Origin of the sequence: Luteimonas gilva, from assembly GCF_005239095.1 — a bacterium.
Taxonomy (GTDB): Bacteria; Pseudomonadota; Gammaproteobacteria; order Xanthomonadales; family Xanthomonadaceae; genus Luteimonas_C; species Luteimonas_C gilva.
In genome coordinates this window covers 428,486-441,095 of record NZ_SZUA01000003.1, presented here as the reverse complement: position 1 = coordinate 441,095, position 12,610 = coordinate 428,486, and the positions used below count along the sequence as shown (strand labels likewise).

The window sequence follows — 12,610 nt, the reverse complement described above, 5'->3', positions numbered from 1 at the left end:
GGTCGGCTTAATTCAGGCGTTAGCCCCCACTTATGCTCAACGACACTTTCAAACGCCGATTTCAAGAGCTCGCGGACTCGTTCGCGCAATTGCCGTTTGTTCCAAACAGCTCTGGTATGTCCGGAACTCATGTAGCAACTGGCGACTGGCAAAGGTGGGCGACAAGCGCCCAGAGCCTTGTCCGAGCTGTTTACGGCGAGACTTCTCCCCAGTATCAGAACTTTGCCCAGGCATTTCGTGACTGCAGTGGCTACGACTACCAAGTGACGACGCTGCGTGGTGTATTCCTATCGGCCAAAGACGATTTTGATGGTGGCTACGTTTTCAACGTTGACTTACGCGTGTCTGGCGAGGTCTTTGGTGATTTCGTCACCCTTGCAAAGCAATCGCTGAGCGAGGGCCAAAAAGACGTAGCAGCTGTTTTGGCATGCGCGGCTTTAGAAGACGCTCTCAAACGTTTCGCGGCGGCAAACGGCGAAGACCCGAGCGGAAGGACGATGCAAGAAGTTGTCAACTTGCTCAAAAGCAAGGGGCTGGTCGCAGGCGCTCAAAAGTCTCTGCTTGATGCTATGCCAAAGATTAGAAATCACGCCCTGCATGCTGATTGGGGCAAACTATCTGAGCCCGATGTGAGCAGCGTGATCGCTTTTGTAGAGCAGTTCCTGCTATCTAAGTTCGGCGGGGGCTAACAATTCATTCAAGCCGAGCCCGCTTCGCGGTCTCCGCAAACTTCAGCCGTCTCGTAGCGGGCCGGCTTAATTCAGGCGTTAGGTGCCATGTCAGACACCCCGCAACCTGCCAACAAAGTGCCCTCTTGGGTCGGGAAGTACTTCCAAGACTCATATGACTCCCTCGACAGATTGATGAGCGTAGTTCATCTCAGTCGGCGCTCAATTGCCGGCATGCGAGCTATGCCTCGCCTAAAGAAGGCGCTAGCTGCCGTTCAAGGCAAGGTTCAAGACGAAATCGAAGCTCAGCGCGTAGAGAAGGACGCGAAACTGGCGCAGTCTGAGGTGGAGAACGGGTTCCCTGTCTTGCACACCCTCGCGGTAGTCGCTCTTTGGAGTTGGCTCGAGCACACCATTAAGGGGTTATTGGTTGAGCACATCTCACGCAACCGAAAAGCATTGAAATCCGGCGCTTTCCCCAAGCTAAAAATTAAGCTCGGCGACTATGTGGCCCTCACTAAGAGAGAGCAAGCCTCATACATCGTTGACCTTCTTGAGCAGGAGACATCCTCCTCACTCAAGCAGGGCATTAATAGATTCGAGGTTCTCTTGGAATCCCTTGATCTCACGGGCTCCACGCCCGACAGTACTGCAAGGCAGCTCTACGAGCTCCAGCAAGTTAGAAATTCCATCGTTCATCAGAACGGCCGCTGCGATCGCAGACTTCGCACTAGCTGCCCTTGGCTAAAGCTCAAGCTTGGCAGTCAAATCACCGTAGGCACTGCGCAGTTGGAGTTGTACGCAGCTGCAGTTAGTGACTACGCCTTAGAAGTGCTTTATCGCATAGGAGACGGTCATGGAGTTGACCTGCGTTCGAGCACCCCCGATGGCACCTAACAATTCAATCAAGCCGAAGCCGCTTCGCGGCTCGGCTTAATTCAGGCGTTAGGCCCCATGAACACTACATCGCAAATATCATCTACACCTCACGCCAGAAAGTTCAGTAGGCTGGGTTGGCTTCAATAACTCAGCCCCTTCAGATTCCCGCAGCTCTTCGATGCTGGGTTGATGGAACCAACCCAGCCTACGGCCTGTCGGCTAATACGAGGCAGTAAAGCCGGCTTGGCGCGTTAGATGCGCAAGTTAGGTTCATCTGTCCTGCTCTCCAACGCATTCTCGTTGTCTTCTTCACCCCCCCCCATGCGGTCTTGCGGACTGCGAGGAAGGCTCGCTCGGCATATGAGTACATGAAGATGAAACCCCTGTCGCTTGCTCTTGGTGCTCTGGTCTTCGCTTCCCATGCGAGCGATTCGCTCGCGCAGCATCAACACTCAAGAGGCGCTTCCACGCCGTCTGGAGGAGGAACCATGATTTCTGGCGCCGTCTATGGACACACCAATCTGATAGCCCGCGACTGGAAAGCTTCGTCGCGCTTCTATCAGGACTTGTTCGGCTGCGTTCCGGTCCCGCCCGTGCGCGACTTCAAGGGCCCCGACTTGGAACTCGGCACGGGTATCTCGGGCGCCGAATTGCGCGGCGAGCATCTCAGGCTGCCAGGCCATGGACCCGAAGGGCCGACATTGGAGATTTTCAACTACAACATCCTTCTGGAAGCGCCCGAAGCCGCCGTGAACCGCCCTGGATTCGGCCACATCGCGTTTATCGTCGATGATGTTCCTGCTGCCCGCGAAGCCGTTCTCGCAGCAGGAGGAAAGTCGATAGGCGAAGTGGTCACGCTTACCAACGCACTAGGCAAGCGGCTCACGTGGGTTTACGTCACCGACCCAGAAGGCAATGTGATCGAGCTTCAGTCGCGACCCAAATGACTATCCGGTAGGCGGAACCCGCAAAGCGGATTCCGCCTCCCCACGGAATCGTCCATCCCGCGATCCGACGGAAACGCCTGCGGCGGTTCCGCCCCACGCATCCGGCTCGTCGACATCCAGGGCATAACCATATGCCCCTTCGTGCTTTCCCCCGTTCCGCCGCTCGGACTTACCGTGGACACCCGCCCTTCCCGCGCCGGTGCGCACGATGTCCTCCGCCGTTCCCTCGCCTTCGCCGCTGCCGTTTTCCGAGGAGGAAGCGGAGCTGCTGGCGCGGCTGACCGAGCGGCTGGACAGCGAGCGGCTGTGGTGGCTGTCCGGTTATGCCGCGGGGCTGGCCCGTGCCGACCGCGGTCCGCCGCGGGTTTTGCAAGCGGTGCCGGCGCCGCAGCCTGAGCCCGCTTCGCAGCCGCTGACCATCGTCTACGGCAGCCAGACCGGCAACGCCCAACGCATCGCCGAAAGCCTCGCCCAGCGCGTGCAGGACGCCGGCCTGCCCGTGCGCCTGCTGCGCGCGGACGCGTACCCGCTGCGCGAGCTGAAACAGGAACGCCATCTGTACCTGGTCGTCAGCACGCAAGGCGACGGCGATCCGCCGGACGATGCGCGGGGCCTGGTCGAATTCATCGCCGGCCGCCGCGCGCCCGAACTGAAGCAGCTCAAATACGCGGTGCTGGCGCTGGGCGATTCCAGCTATCCGCAGTTCTGCGCGATCGGGCGCACGCTGGACGAACGCCTGGCCGCGCTCGGCGCCACGCGCTTGTTCGAGCGCGGCGAAGCCGATCTGGACATCGACGCCATCGCCGCGCCCTGGACGCAGCGCGCGCTCGACTTCGCCGCCGAAGCCTTGAAAACGCAGGCTCCGCTGGCCACCGTCACCCCGCTGCGCGCGGCCGCCGGCGCCGGCTTCAGCCGCGAAAAGCCCTACGCGGCCGAAGTGCTGGCCAACCAGCGCATCGCGCTCGGCGCCAAGGACATCCGCCACATCGAGTTGTCGCTGGCCGATTCCGGATTGCGCTACGAACCGGGCGACGCGCTGGGGCTGTGGCCGCGCAATCCGCCGGCGTTGGTGTCGGCCGTATTGGAAACGCTGTCGCTGGACGGCGACGAAGCCGTGTCCGTGGCCGGACAAACGCTGCCGCTGCGCGATTGGCTGTCCGAGAAACGCGAGCTGACCAAGCTGGCGCGCCCCTTCGTCGCCCGCCACGCCGAACGCGCCGGCAACGCCGGCCTGCAAGCGCTGTTGGCGCCGGAGAACAGCGGCACGCTCGGCCACTGGCTGGAAGGCCGGCAAGTGATCGACCTGCTGCGCGAGCAGCCCGCCGCCTGGTCGGCCGAAGCCTTGGTCGAAGCGCTGCGCCCGCTGCTGCCGCGTTTGTATTCCATCGCCTCCAGCCAGAAAGCGGTCGGCGACGAAGCGCATCTGACCGTCGCGCACGTCGAATACGCGGCCGCCGACGGTGACGCGCGCTGGGGCGCGGCTTCGCATCTGCTCGCGGCCAGCGACGAAGGCGCGCGGCTGCCGGTCTATATCGAGCGCAACGAACGCTTCCGCCTGCCGGCCGATGGCGCCCGCGACGTGGTCATGATCGGCCCCGGCACCGGCGTCGCGCCGTTCCGCGGATTCGTGCAGGAACGCGCGGCCGTCGGCGCGAGCGGGCGGAATTGGCTGTTCTTCGGCAATACCCGCTTCCGCGAGGATTTCCTGTACCAGTTGGAATGGCAGCGCGCGCTGAAGTCGGGCCAGCTGCAGCGTTTGGATTTGGCTTTCTCCCGCGAGAGATCGCTCGCGAAAACCTATGTGCAGCATCGCTTGCGCGAGCACGGCCGCGAGCTGTACGCCTGGCTGGAAGGCGGCGCGCATCTGTATGTTTGCGGCGGCATCGCCATGGGCAAGGACGTGCACGCGGCCTTGTCGGAGATCGTCGCTGCGCAGCGAGGACGCGACGGCGCCGAGGACTATCTGAGCGCGTTGCAGCAGCAGGGCCGTTACGCCCGGGACGTGTACTGATGAGCGGGTCGGTCGAAGAGATCAAGCGGAGCAGCCGCCGGCTGCGCGGCTCGCTGCTCGAAAGCTTGGCCGATCCGGTCACCGGCGCGTTGCGCGAGGACGACCAGACGCTGATCAAGTACCACGGCAGCTACCAGCAGGACGACCGCGACGCGCGCGAGCCGCGCCGCCTGGCCAAGCTGGAGCCGGCCTACAGCTTCATGATCCGCACCCGCACGCCGGGCGGCGTGGTGACGCCCGCGCAATGGCTGCAGCTGGACGCCGTCGCCACGCGCTACGCCGAGCGTGGCCTGCGCATCACCACGCGCCAGGCCTTCCAATTCCACGGCGTGATCAAGACCGAGCTGAAGGCGACGATGCGGGCGATCAACGCCGCGCTCGTCGACACGTTGGCCGCCTGCGGCGATGTCAACCGCAACGTCGCCGTGGCCGCCAATCCGCTACAGTCGAGCCTTCACGCCGCCGTGCATGCGCAGGCCGCGGCGCTGTCCGAGCGTCTGCTGCCGAACACCCAGGCCTATTACGAAATCTGGCTGGACGGCGAACGCGCCGCCGGCAGCGGCGAGGAAGCCGAACCGATCTACGGCGAGACCTATCTGCCGCGCAAGTTCAAGATCGGCTTCGCGATCCCGCCCTACAACGACGTCGACGTGTTCGCGCAGGACCTGGGCTTCATCGCCGTCGTTGAGGACGATGAGCTGCGCGGCTACAACGTCAGCGTCGGCGGCGGCATGGGCGCCACCCACGGCGATCCGGAAACGTATCCGCGCTTGGGCGACGTGATCGGATTCGTCGCGCCCGACCAGGTGACCGCCGTCGCCGAAGCGGTGGTCACCGCGCAACGCGATTACGGCAATCGCACCGTGCGCAAGCGCGCGCGGCTGAAGTACACCATCGACGACCGCGGTCTCGAGTGGTTCAAGTCCGAAGTCGAACGCCGCGCCGGATTCTCCCTTCCCCCGGCGCGGCCGTTCGGCTTCACCCACAACGGCGACCGCTTCGGCTGGGTCGAAAGCGAAGACGGTCGCGCGCATCTCACGCTGCGCATCCCAGCCGGTCGCATCGTCGACGGCGCGCTCGACGGCCGCGGCAAACCGGTGCGGCATCTGAGCGGACTGCGCGAAATCGCGCGCCTGTTGCACGCGCAAGGCAGCGGCGCGGAATTCCGGATGACGCCGAACCAGAACCTGACCCTCGCCGGTATCGCGCCCGCGCTGCGCGCGCAGGTCGATTCGCTCGCCGCCGAATACGGCCTGGACGGCTACCGCACCGCTACGCCGCTGCGCCAACGCGCGCTGGCTTGCGTCGCGTTGCCCACTTGCGGCCTGGCGATGGCGGAAGCCGAGCGCTACCTGCCCGATTTCGTCGCCGAAGTCGAAACCTTGCTGGCGCGCCACGGCATCGCCGATGCGCCGATCCATCTGCGCATCAGCGGCTGCCCGAACGGCTGCTCGCGTCCGTATTTGGGCGAAATCGCCTTGGTCGGAAAAGCGCCGGGCCGCTACAACCTGATGCTCGGCGCCGACCATCGCGGCCAGCGCTTGAATTCGCTGTACCGCGAAAACGCCGACGAGGCGCAGATCCTGGCGGCGCTGGATCCGCTGCTGGCCCGTTACGCCGCGCAACGAGAACAAGAAGAAGGCTTCGGCGATTTCCTGCTGCGCCAGGGCATCGTCCAGCCGCGAACCCCGATTCCCAGCACTTTGATAGAGGCACTCGCATGACCGCCCCGCCCGACCCGATCGCCGCCGCCGAATCCGAACAGGCGCTGGCCGAACTCAACCGCTGGCTCGGCGAACGCAGCGCCGAGGAGCGCGTGGCCTGGGCGCTGGAGAACACGGCGGGACAGCACGCGCTGTCGTCCAGCTTCGGGGCGCAGTCCGCGGTGGCGCTGCATTTGACGACGCGCCAACAGCCGGACATGCCGGTGATCCTGATCGATACCGGTTATTTGTTTCCGGAAACCTACCGCTTCGTCGACGCCTTGAACGAAAAACTCAAACTCAACCTGAAGGTGTATCGCCCGCAGATCGGCATCGCTTGGATGGAAGCGCGGCTGGGACGGATTTGGGAACAGGGCGTGGAAGGCATCGACCGCTACAACCGCCTGCGCAAGGTCGAGCCGATGCAGCGCGCGCTGCGCGAACTGGGCGTGCGCACCTGGATCGCCGGCTTGCGCCGCAGCCAGGCGCGCACCCGTGCCGGCATCGATTTCCTGGAATTGCGCGACGGCCGCTGGAAGTTGCACCCGCTGGCGGATTGGAGCGATCGAGACGTGTGGAATTACCTGCAGAAGCACGACCTGCCCTATCACCCGCTCTGGCACGACGGCTACGTCTCCATCGGCGACGTGCACACCACGCGCCGGCTGGAACCGGGCATGGGAGAAGAAGAAACGCGCTTCTTCGGTTTGAAGCGCGAGTGCGGGTTGCATTTCGACGATGGGGTGGCTGCGTGACGCTTTTGTCCCTCTCCCTTTACGGGAGAGGGACAGGCGCGAAGCGCCAGGGAGAGGGTTCGGCTTTTGGCGGAAAGAACAGCAGCACAAAGCACTCGCTCCGCTCGTTCCCCTCTCCTGCCCTTCGGGCATCCTCTCCCGCAAGGGGAGAGGAAGAAGCATTACACTGTAATCGGCTGACTCAGTTCGGCCCAAGTCGGCGCCGTCGGCCACTGCGGTTCCTGATTGCCTTCCAGCACGCGACGCAGATCGCGCCGGTCCAATTGCGGCGCCAATCCGTGCAGCAACGCCATCGCGTACTCGCGCAGCACTCTGCCGCGCGGGATCACCGCCCACGTGGTGCATTCGGGCAGCGCCGCCGGCGCGGGCAGCATCTCCAGATCCGCGTCTTCGCGCGCGCCGTACGCCATCTCCGCCAACAAGCCCGCACCCAAGCCGGCGCGCACGTAGGTCTTGATCAGATTGGCGTCGCGGGCGGTCATCGCCACCTGCGGTTGCACGCCTTCGGCGGCGAAGCTGCGTTGTAAGGACGAATCGGGCTGGTTCGAGGATTCGTAGCTGATCAGCGGATGCGAGGCGAGTTCGATCAAGGTCGGCGCGCGTCCGAGCGCGGCCAAGGCATGTTCGCGCGGCACCAGCAGCACCCGCCGCCAGCGGAACAGCGGCACCGCCACGCCACCGGGCGGTTCGGCGCCGGCGGTGCTGATCAGGGCCAGGTCGGCGTCACCGCGCCCCAATCTTTGCAGCACTTCGCCGTCGGCCGCGGCCTGCAGATCGACGCTGACCTGCGGGAATTCGCGCTTGATCGCCGCGATCAGCGGCGGCAGCACGTAGCGCGCCTGCGTATGCGTGGTCGCCAACACCAAGCGGCCGGCGTGCTCGCCGCGTTCGTTGGCGGCGTAGGCGCGGATGTTGCCGGCTTCGTGCAGGATCCGCCGCGCGTGGCTCAGCACGCGCTGCCCGGCCGGCGCGATGTCCTCCAGGCTGCGCCCTTTGCGCACGAACAGCTGGAAGCCGAGTTCGTCTTCCAATTGCTTCAGTTGTTTGGAAAGTCCCGGCTGGGTGGCGTGGACGCGCTCGGCGGCGAGCGTGATGTTGAGGCCGGAATCAGCGATGGCGACGAGATAGCGAAGTTGAGTGAGCGTCATGACGGCGGTGTCCTGGCGAAAGCGAAAACGATGCGGAACAGCGTGCGTGGTGCGCGCCGCGACAACACATCGGTTTCGAATGGCCGGACCGGGTCATAGCTTTAATATCGCTTCATCTTGATATAGGGATGAACATACCCCCCGCCGCGGCGCTTGTCCAGCCCGGCGCCGCTTATGCCCAAACGGCATATGCACAGGCGGGGGCACCATTTCCCCCGGCCGATGCCGCGCGCTTAGCGTCGTCGCATGGCCCCTTCTTCCCCTTCGCCGCCGCTCTACCCGCTGTTCGCCGACCTGCGCGGCCGGCTGGCTTTGGTCGTCGGCGGCGGCGCGGTCGCCAAACGCAAGGCGCAAGCGCTGCTCGAAGCGGGGGCCCGGGTCCGGGTCGGCGCGATCCGGCTGGAACCGGAATTGGCGCGCTGGGCCGAAGCAGGCCGCATCGAACATCGCGAAGGCGCGTTCGATCCCGCCTGGCTCGACGATGCTTGGCTGGCGATCGCCGCGACCGACGATGCGGCGGTCAACCGCGCCGTCGCCGCGGCCGGCGAAGCGAGACGGGTTTGGGTGAACGTGGTCGACGACGCCGAATCGTCGGCGTTCCAAGTGCCGGCGCGGGTCGAACGCGGGCCCGTGCAGATCGCCATCTCCAGCGGCGGCGGCGCGCCGATGCTGGCGCGGCATCTGCGCGAAACGCTGGAAGCGCAGTTCGACGACTCGCTGGGTGCGCTCGCCGAACTGCTCTCGCGCGAACGCGAACGCATCCGCGCGCGTTTCCCCGACATCGCCCGGCGGCGCCGTTTCTTCGAACGTTTGCTCGGCGGCCGCATTCCCGCTTTATTGCGCCAACGCCGGCCGCGCCGCGCGCAACAGGAATTCGACGCTCTGCTCGCGCGCGACGCGCGCCCGGACAACGCCGGATCGGTCGTGCTGGTCGGCGCCGGTCCGGGCGATCCCGGACTGCTGACCCTGCGCGGCCTGCGCGCGCTGAACGAAGCGGATGTGATTCTCCACGACCATTTGGCCAGCGACGAAGTGCTGCGCCTCGCCCGGCGCGATGCGGAACGGATCGACGTCGGCAAGCGCGCCGGCGGCGGCGGCGTTCCGCAACACCGCATCCACGCGCTGATGATCGAGCACGCGCGCGCGGGCAAACGCGTGGTCCGGTTGAAGGGCGGCGATCCTTTCGTATTCGGCCGCGGCGGCGAGGAATTGCAGGCGCTGCGCGCGCAAGGCATCGCTTACGAGGTCGTGCCCGGCGTCACGGCGGCGCTGGCCTGCGCGGCGTATGCGGGCATTCCGCTGACCCATCGCAAGCTCGCGCAGTCGCTGCGCTTGGTCACGGCGCACCACAAGGATTCGCTGGACGAGGTGGATTGGCGTTCGCTGACGCAAGAGCGGCAGACGCTGGCCGTCTACATGGGCGTGGCGATGCTGGAGACGCTGCAGTCGCAGTTGATCGCGCACGGCCGCGCCGCGGATACGCCGTTCGCCTTGATCGAGAACGGGTCGCGGGCGGAGCAGCGCGTGGTCGTCGGCCCCTTGTCGGAATTGGCCGAGCGCGCGCGGATTCACGGAGTAGCGTCGCCGGCGTTGTTGATCGTCGGCGAGGTGGCGGCGTTGGCGGGCGAATTGCATTGGTACGGCGAAGCGCCGCTGACAATTTTGCCGCATGCGCCACTCTTGGAGGAAGCCGCATGAAGACCGCGAAGCATCCGCAACGATGTCGTCATTCCCAAGGAAGCGGGAACCTGGCGACTTTTCGCCTTTAAAGCGAGACTGCTCGTCGATTCCCAGGCCCTCACCCAACCCTCTCCCGCAAGCGGGAGAGGGCTCGAAGCAAAGTCACCGGATTCCCGCCTTCGCGGTGAATGACCGCCTAAAACCCGCCTCCGAGGCTCCCCCATGGCCCTTTACGACAGCATCCTCGACACCATCGGCCGCACGCCCATCGTCAAGCTGCATCGGCTGCCGCCCAAGCACGTTTCGCTGTACGCGAAAGTCGAATCGTTCAATCCCGGCGGCTCCGTCAAGGACCGCCTGGCGCTGGCGATCGTGCTCGACGCCGAACGCAGCGGAGCGCTGAAGCCCGGCCAGACCATCGTCGAAGCCACGTCGGGCAACACCGGCGTCGCGCTGGCGCTCGTAGCGGCGGCGCGCGGCTATCCCTTCGTCGCGGTGATGACCGAAACCTTCTCGATCGAACGCCGCAAGCTGATGCGCGCCTACGGCGCGAAAGTGATCCTCACGCCGGCCGCCGAACGCGGCACCGGCATGGTGCGCAAGGCCGAAGCTTTGGCGAAGCAGCACGGCTGGTTCCTCGCTCGCCAGTTCGAGAATCCCGCCAACCCCGCCTATCACCGGCAGACGACCGCCGCGGAAATCCTGCGCGATTTCGCCGGCGCGCGGCTGGACTATTTCGTCAGCGGCTGGGGCACGGGCGGCACCCTGACCGGCGTCGGCCAAGTGTTGAAAGTCGCGCGGCCCGAGGTGCGCATCGTCACCTCCGAACCCGCCGGCGCTTCGCTGCTGAGCGGCAAGGAATGGCAACCGCACAAGATCCAGGGCTGGACGCCCGATTTCGTCCCCGCCGTGCTCGATCGCAGCGTCGCCGACGAAATCCTGCCGATCGACGACGTGCTGGCCCGCGACACGGCGCGCCGCCTGGCCGCGGAAGAAGGCTTGTTCGTCGGCATTTCCGCCGGCGCCACCGTCGCCGCGGCCTTGCAGGTCGCCGAACGCGCGCCGCCGGGATCGGTATTGTTGGCGACGCTTCCGGACACCGGCGAACGCTATCTTTCGACCTTCTTGTTCGAAGGGGTCAACGAAGGATCGGACGACGAGTGGCTGGATGCGCTGGACGCGCGCCGGGCCGTGGCCTGAACCGGGCGACGAAGACGATGCGACGCCTCTTGCGCTCTACCCGTATCGGCACGCGATGTCGGCGCGTTGATCCTATGTCCACGGCGCTTCGGCGAAGCTGATCCGCCGCTTCGGCGCTACCGCTTAGCGCCTGTCGCCGCCTCAAGCCTTACTTCTCCACAGGATTCCGCATGCCCTTCCCTATCCAGCGATCGCGCCTGGTCGCCGCCATCGCGCTCGCTTCGGCGTTGCCGGCCGCGCACGCGCAAACCACGCAACCGAACCTGCAAGACATCGCGCGCCGGCTGCAGGCCATCGAGCAAAGGCTCGGCACGGCCGCTCCCGCCGCCTCGCTCGACGACAACGGCCTGGCCGATCTCGACCAGCGCCTGCGCATCATCGAACGCAAACTGGAACTGCAAGCCGAAGAAGCCGCCACGAAGGCGGCCGCGACGCCGACGGTCGCGCTCAGCGCCGAAAAGGGCTTGTCGGTGAAATCGCCGCCGCCGGGCGATGTCGAAGTGAAGTTCAAGGCGCTGGTGCAGGCCGACGGGCGCTTTTTCATCGGCGACGAGCAGTCTCCGCAGAGCGATACGTTCCTGTTCCGCCGGGTCGAGCCGACGATCGAAGGCAGCTGGGGCAAGCTGATCGGGTTCCGCTTGAACGCGCAATTGGCCGGCGACAGCGCCACGCTCAACGACGCTTACCTCGATCTGCGCTTCGATCCGCGCGCCACGCTGCGCATCGGCAAAACCAAGACGCCGGTAAGCTTGGAGCGGCTGCAGTCCAGCAGCGCGCTGGCGATGGTGGAGCTCGGCTTTCCGGGCGAATTGGCGCCGGGCCGCGATATCGGCGTGCAGTTGCAGGGCGAATTGGCGCAATCGCGCCTGAGCTATGCGCTGGGCGCCTACAACGGCACGCCCGACGGCCGCGACGCGATCGCCGCCAATCCCGACAACGACTTCGAATTCGCCGGCCGCGTATTCGCCGAACCTTGGAAGAACAGCGCCGGCGCCTTGTCCGGTTTGGGTTTCGGCATCGCCGCCAGCCACGGCGAAACGCACGGCAGCGGCAACAACTTCCTGCCGCGCTACCGCACGCCGGGGCAAGTCCAGTTCTTCAACTACCGCAGCGCGGTCGTCGCCGACGGCGATCGCAGCCGCTGGTCGCCGCAGGCCTATTACTACCGCAACGCGTTCGGCCTGTTGGGCGAATACATCGCCTCCAAACAAGAAGTGCTGTTGGCCGGCGCGCGCGCCGATCTGGACCATCGCGCCTGGCAACTCACCGCGGGCTGGGTGTTGACCGGCGAGGACGCCGGCTACAGGGGCGTGATCAAGCCTAACCAACCTTTTACGTTGGGTAGTGCAGGCTGGGGCGCGTTGGAATTGGTCGCGCGCTACGGCCGCCTGGACATCGACGATCGCGCTTTCCCGCGCTTCGCCGATCCGGCCGTCGCCGCTTCCGAAGCCAGCAGTTGGGGCCTGGGCTTGAACTGGTACCTGACCGGCAACCTGAAATTGGTGGCGAACTATACGCAGACCGCATTCGAGGGCGGCGCGCCTCGCGGCGCGGATCGCGAGGACGAAAAGGCCTTCTTCACCCGTGCGCAGTTTTCCTTCTGATCAGGCGAGGACCCC

General features: G+C 65.4%; 10 protein-coding genes. 9 read left to right on the top strand and 1 reads right to left on the bottom strand.

Annotation, left to right across the window (positions count from 1 at the left end; genetic code table 11):
* Nucleotides 1–32: 32 nt before the first annotated feature.
* The 6 genes from FCE95_RS15810 (at nt 33) to FCE95_RS15785 (ending at nt 6,963) form a co-directional block, all read left to right on the top strand.
* The gene (locus tag FCE95_RS15810) at nt 33–689 is read left to right on the top strand and encodes a DUF4145 domain-containing protein (protein WP_137267999.1); all 657 of its coding nucleotides are present in this window, start codon (nt 33–35) and stop codon (nt 687–689) included.
* 87 nt (nt 690–776) lie between these two features.
* On the top strand, nt 777–1,565 hold the full coding sequence (locus tag FCE95_RS15805) for a hypothetical protein (protein WP_137267998.1): 789 nt from the start codon (nt 777–779) through the stop codon (nt 1,563–1,565).
* A gap of 350 nt (nt 1,566–1,915) precedes the next feature.
* A complete protein-coding gene (locus tag FCE95_RS15800; protein WP_223266932.1) occupies nt 1,916–2,494 on the top strand; it encodes a VOC family protein in 579 nt (192 codons plus the stop codon).
* Nucleotides 2,495–2,693: 199 nt separating this feature from the next.
* Nucleotides 2,694–4,505 (top strand): assimilatory sulfite reductase (NADPH) flavoprotein subunit, encoded by a 1,812-nt coding sequence (locus FCE95_RS15795; protein WP_189644805.1) that lies wholly within the window; start codon nt 2,694–2,696, stop codon nt 4,503–4,505.
* A complete protein-coding gene (gene cysI / locus FCE95_RS15790; protein ID WP_137267996.1) occupies nt 4,505–6,229 on the top strand; it encodes an assimilatory sulfite reductase (NADPH) hemoprotein subunit in 1,725 nt (574 codons plus the stop codon). Before FCE95_RS15795 ends, cysI begins: the two co-directional genes overlap by 1 nt.
* Entirely contained in the window at nt 6,226–6,963 is a 738-nt protein-coding gene (locus FCE95_RS15785; protein WP_137267995.1) for a phosphoadenylyl-sulfate reductase, read from the top strand. Before cysI ends, FCE95_RS15785 begins: the two co-directional genes overlap by 4 nt.
* 161 nt (nt 6,964–7,124) lie before the next feature.
* Here the strand turns inward: FCE95_RS15785 and FCE95_RS15780 are convergent, their stop codons facing one another.
* A complete protein-coding gene (locus FCE95_RS15780) occupies nt 7,125–8,111 on the bottom strand; it encodes a LysR family transcriptional regulator (RefSeq protein ID WP_137267994.1) in 987 nt (328 codons plus the stop codon).
* Between the two features lie 246 nt (nt 8,112–8,357).
* Between FCE95_RS15780 and cysG the strand changes: the two genes are divergently transcribed.
* The 3 genes from cysG to FCE95_RS15765 all read left to right on the top strand — a co-directional run bounded on the left by cysG (nt 8,358) and on the right by FCE95_RS15765 (nt 12,595).
* Complete coding sequence (cysG, locus tag FCE95_RS15775; protein WP_137267993.1) at nt 8,358–9,809, top strand: siroheme synthase CysG; 1,452 nt, start codon at nt 8,358–8,360, stop codon at nt 9,807–9,809.
* Between the two features lie 204 nt (nt 9,810–10,013).
* Nucleotides 10,014–10,991 carry a cysteine synthase A gene (gene cysK / locus FCE95_RS15770; RefSeq protein WP_137267992.1) on the top strand — a complete coding sequence of 326 codons (978 nt, stop codon included), beginning with the start codon at nt 10,014–10,016 and terminating at the stop codon, nt 10,989–10,991.
* A 170-nt stretch (nt 10,992–11,161) separates the two neighbouring features.
* On the top strand, nt 11,162–12,595 hold the full coding sequence (locus FCE95_RS15765; RefSeq protein WP_137267991.1) for an OprO/OprP family phosphate-selective porin: 1,434 nt from the start codon (nt 11,162–11,164) through the stop codon (nt 12,593–12,595).
* Nucleotides 12,596–12,610: the final 15 nt, after the last annotated feature.

What these genes read in the sequence shown, in the direction of transcription:
- FCE95_RS15810 (WP_137267999.1), top strand. Translation starts at nt 33, where the DNA reads ATGCTCAACGACACTTTCAAACGCCGATTTCAAGAGCTCGCGGACTCG.
- FCE95_RS15805 (WP_137267998.1), top strand. Translation starts at nt 777, where the DNA reads ATGTCAGACACCCCGCAACCTGCCAACAAAGTGCCCTCTTGGGTCGGG.
- FCE95_RS15800 (WP_223266932.1), top strand. Translation starts at nt 1,916, where the DNA reads ATGAAGATGAAACCCCTGTCGCTTGCTCTTGGTGCTCTGGTCTTCGCT.
- cysI (WP_137267996.1), top strand. Translation starts at nt 4,505, where the DNA reads ATGAGCGGGTCGGTCGAAGAGATCAAGCGGAGCAGCCGCCGGCTGCGC.
- FCE95_RS15785 (WP_137267995.1), top strand. Translation starts at nt 6,226, where the DNA reads ATGACCGCCCCGCCCGACCCGATCGCCGCCGCCGAATCCGAACAGGCG.
- FCE95_RS15780 (WP_137267994.1), bottom strand. Translation starts at nt 8,111, where the DNA reads ATGACGCTCACTCAACTTCGCTATCTCGTCGCCATCGCTGATTCCGGC.
- cysG (WP_137267993.1), top strand. Translation starts at nt 8,358, where the DNA reads ATGGCCCCTTCTTCCCCTTCGCCGCCGCTCTACCCGCTGTTCGCCGAC.
- cysK (WP_137267992.1), top strand. Translation starts at nt 10,014, where the DNA reads ATGGCCCTTTACGACAGCATCCTCGACACCATCGGCCGCACGCCCATC.
- FCE95_RS15765 (WP_137267991.1), top strand. Translation starts at nt 11,162, where the DNA reads ATGCCCTTCCCTATCCAGCGATCGCGCCTGGTCGCCGCCATCGCGCTC.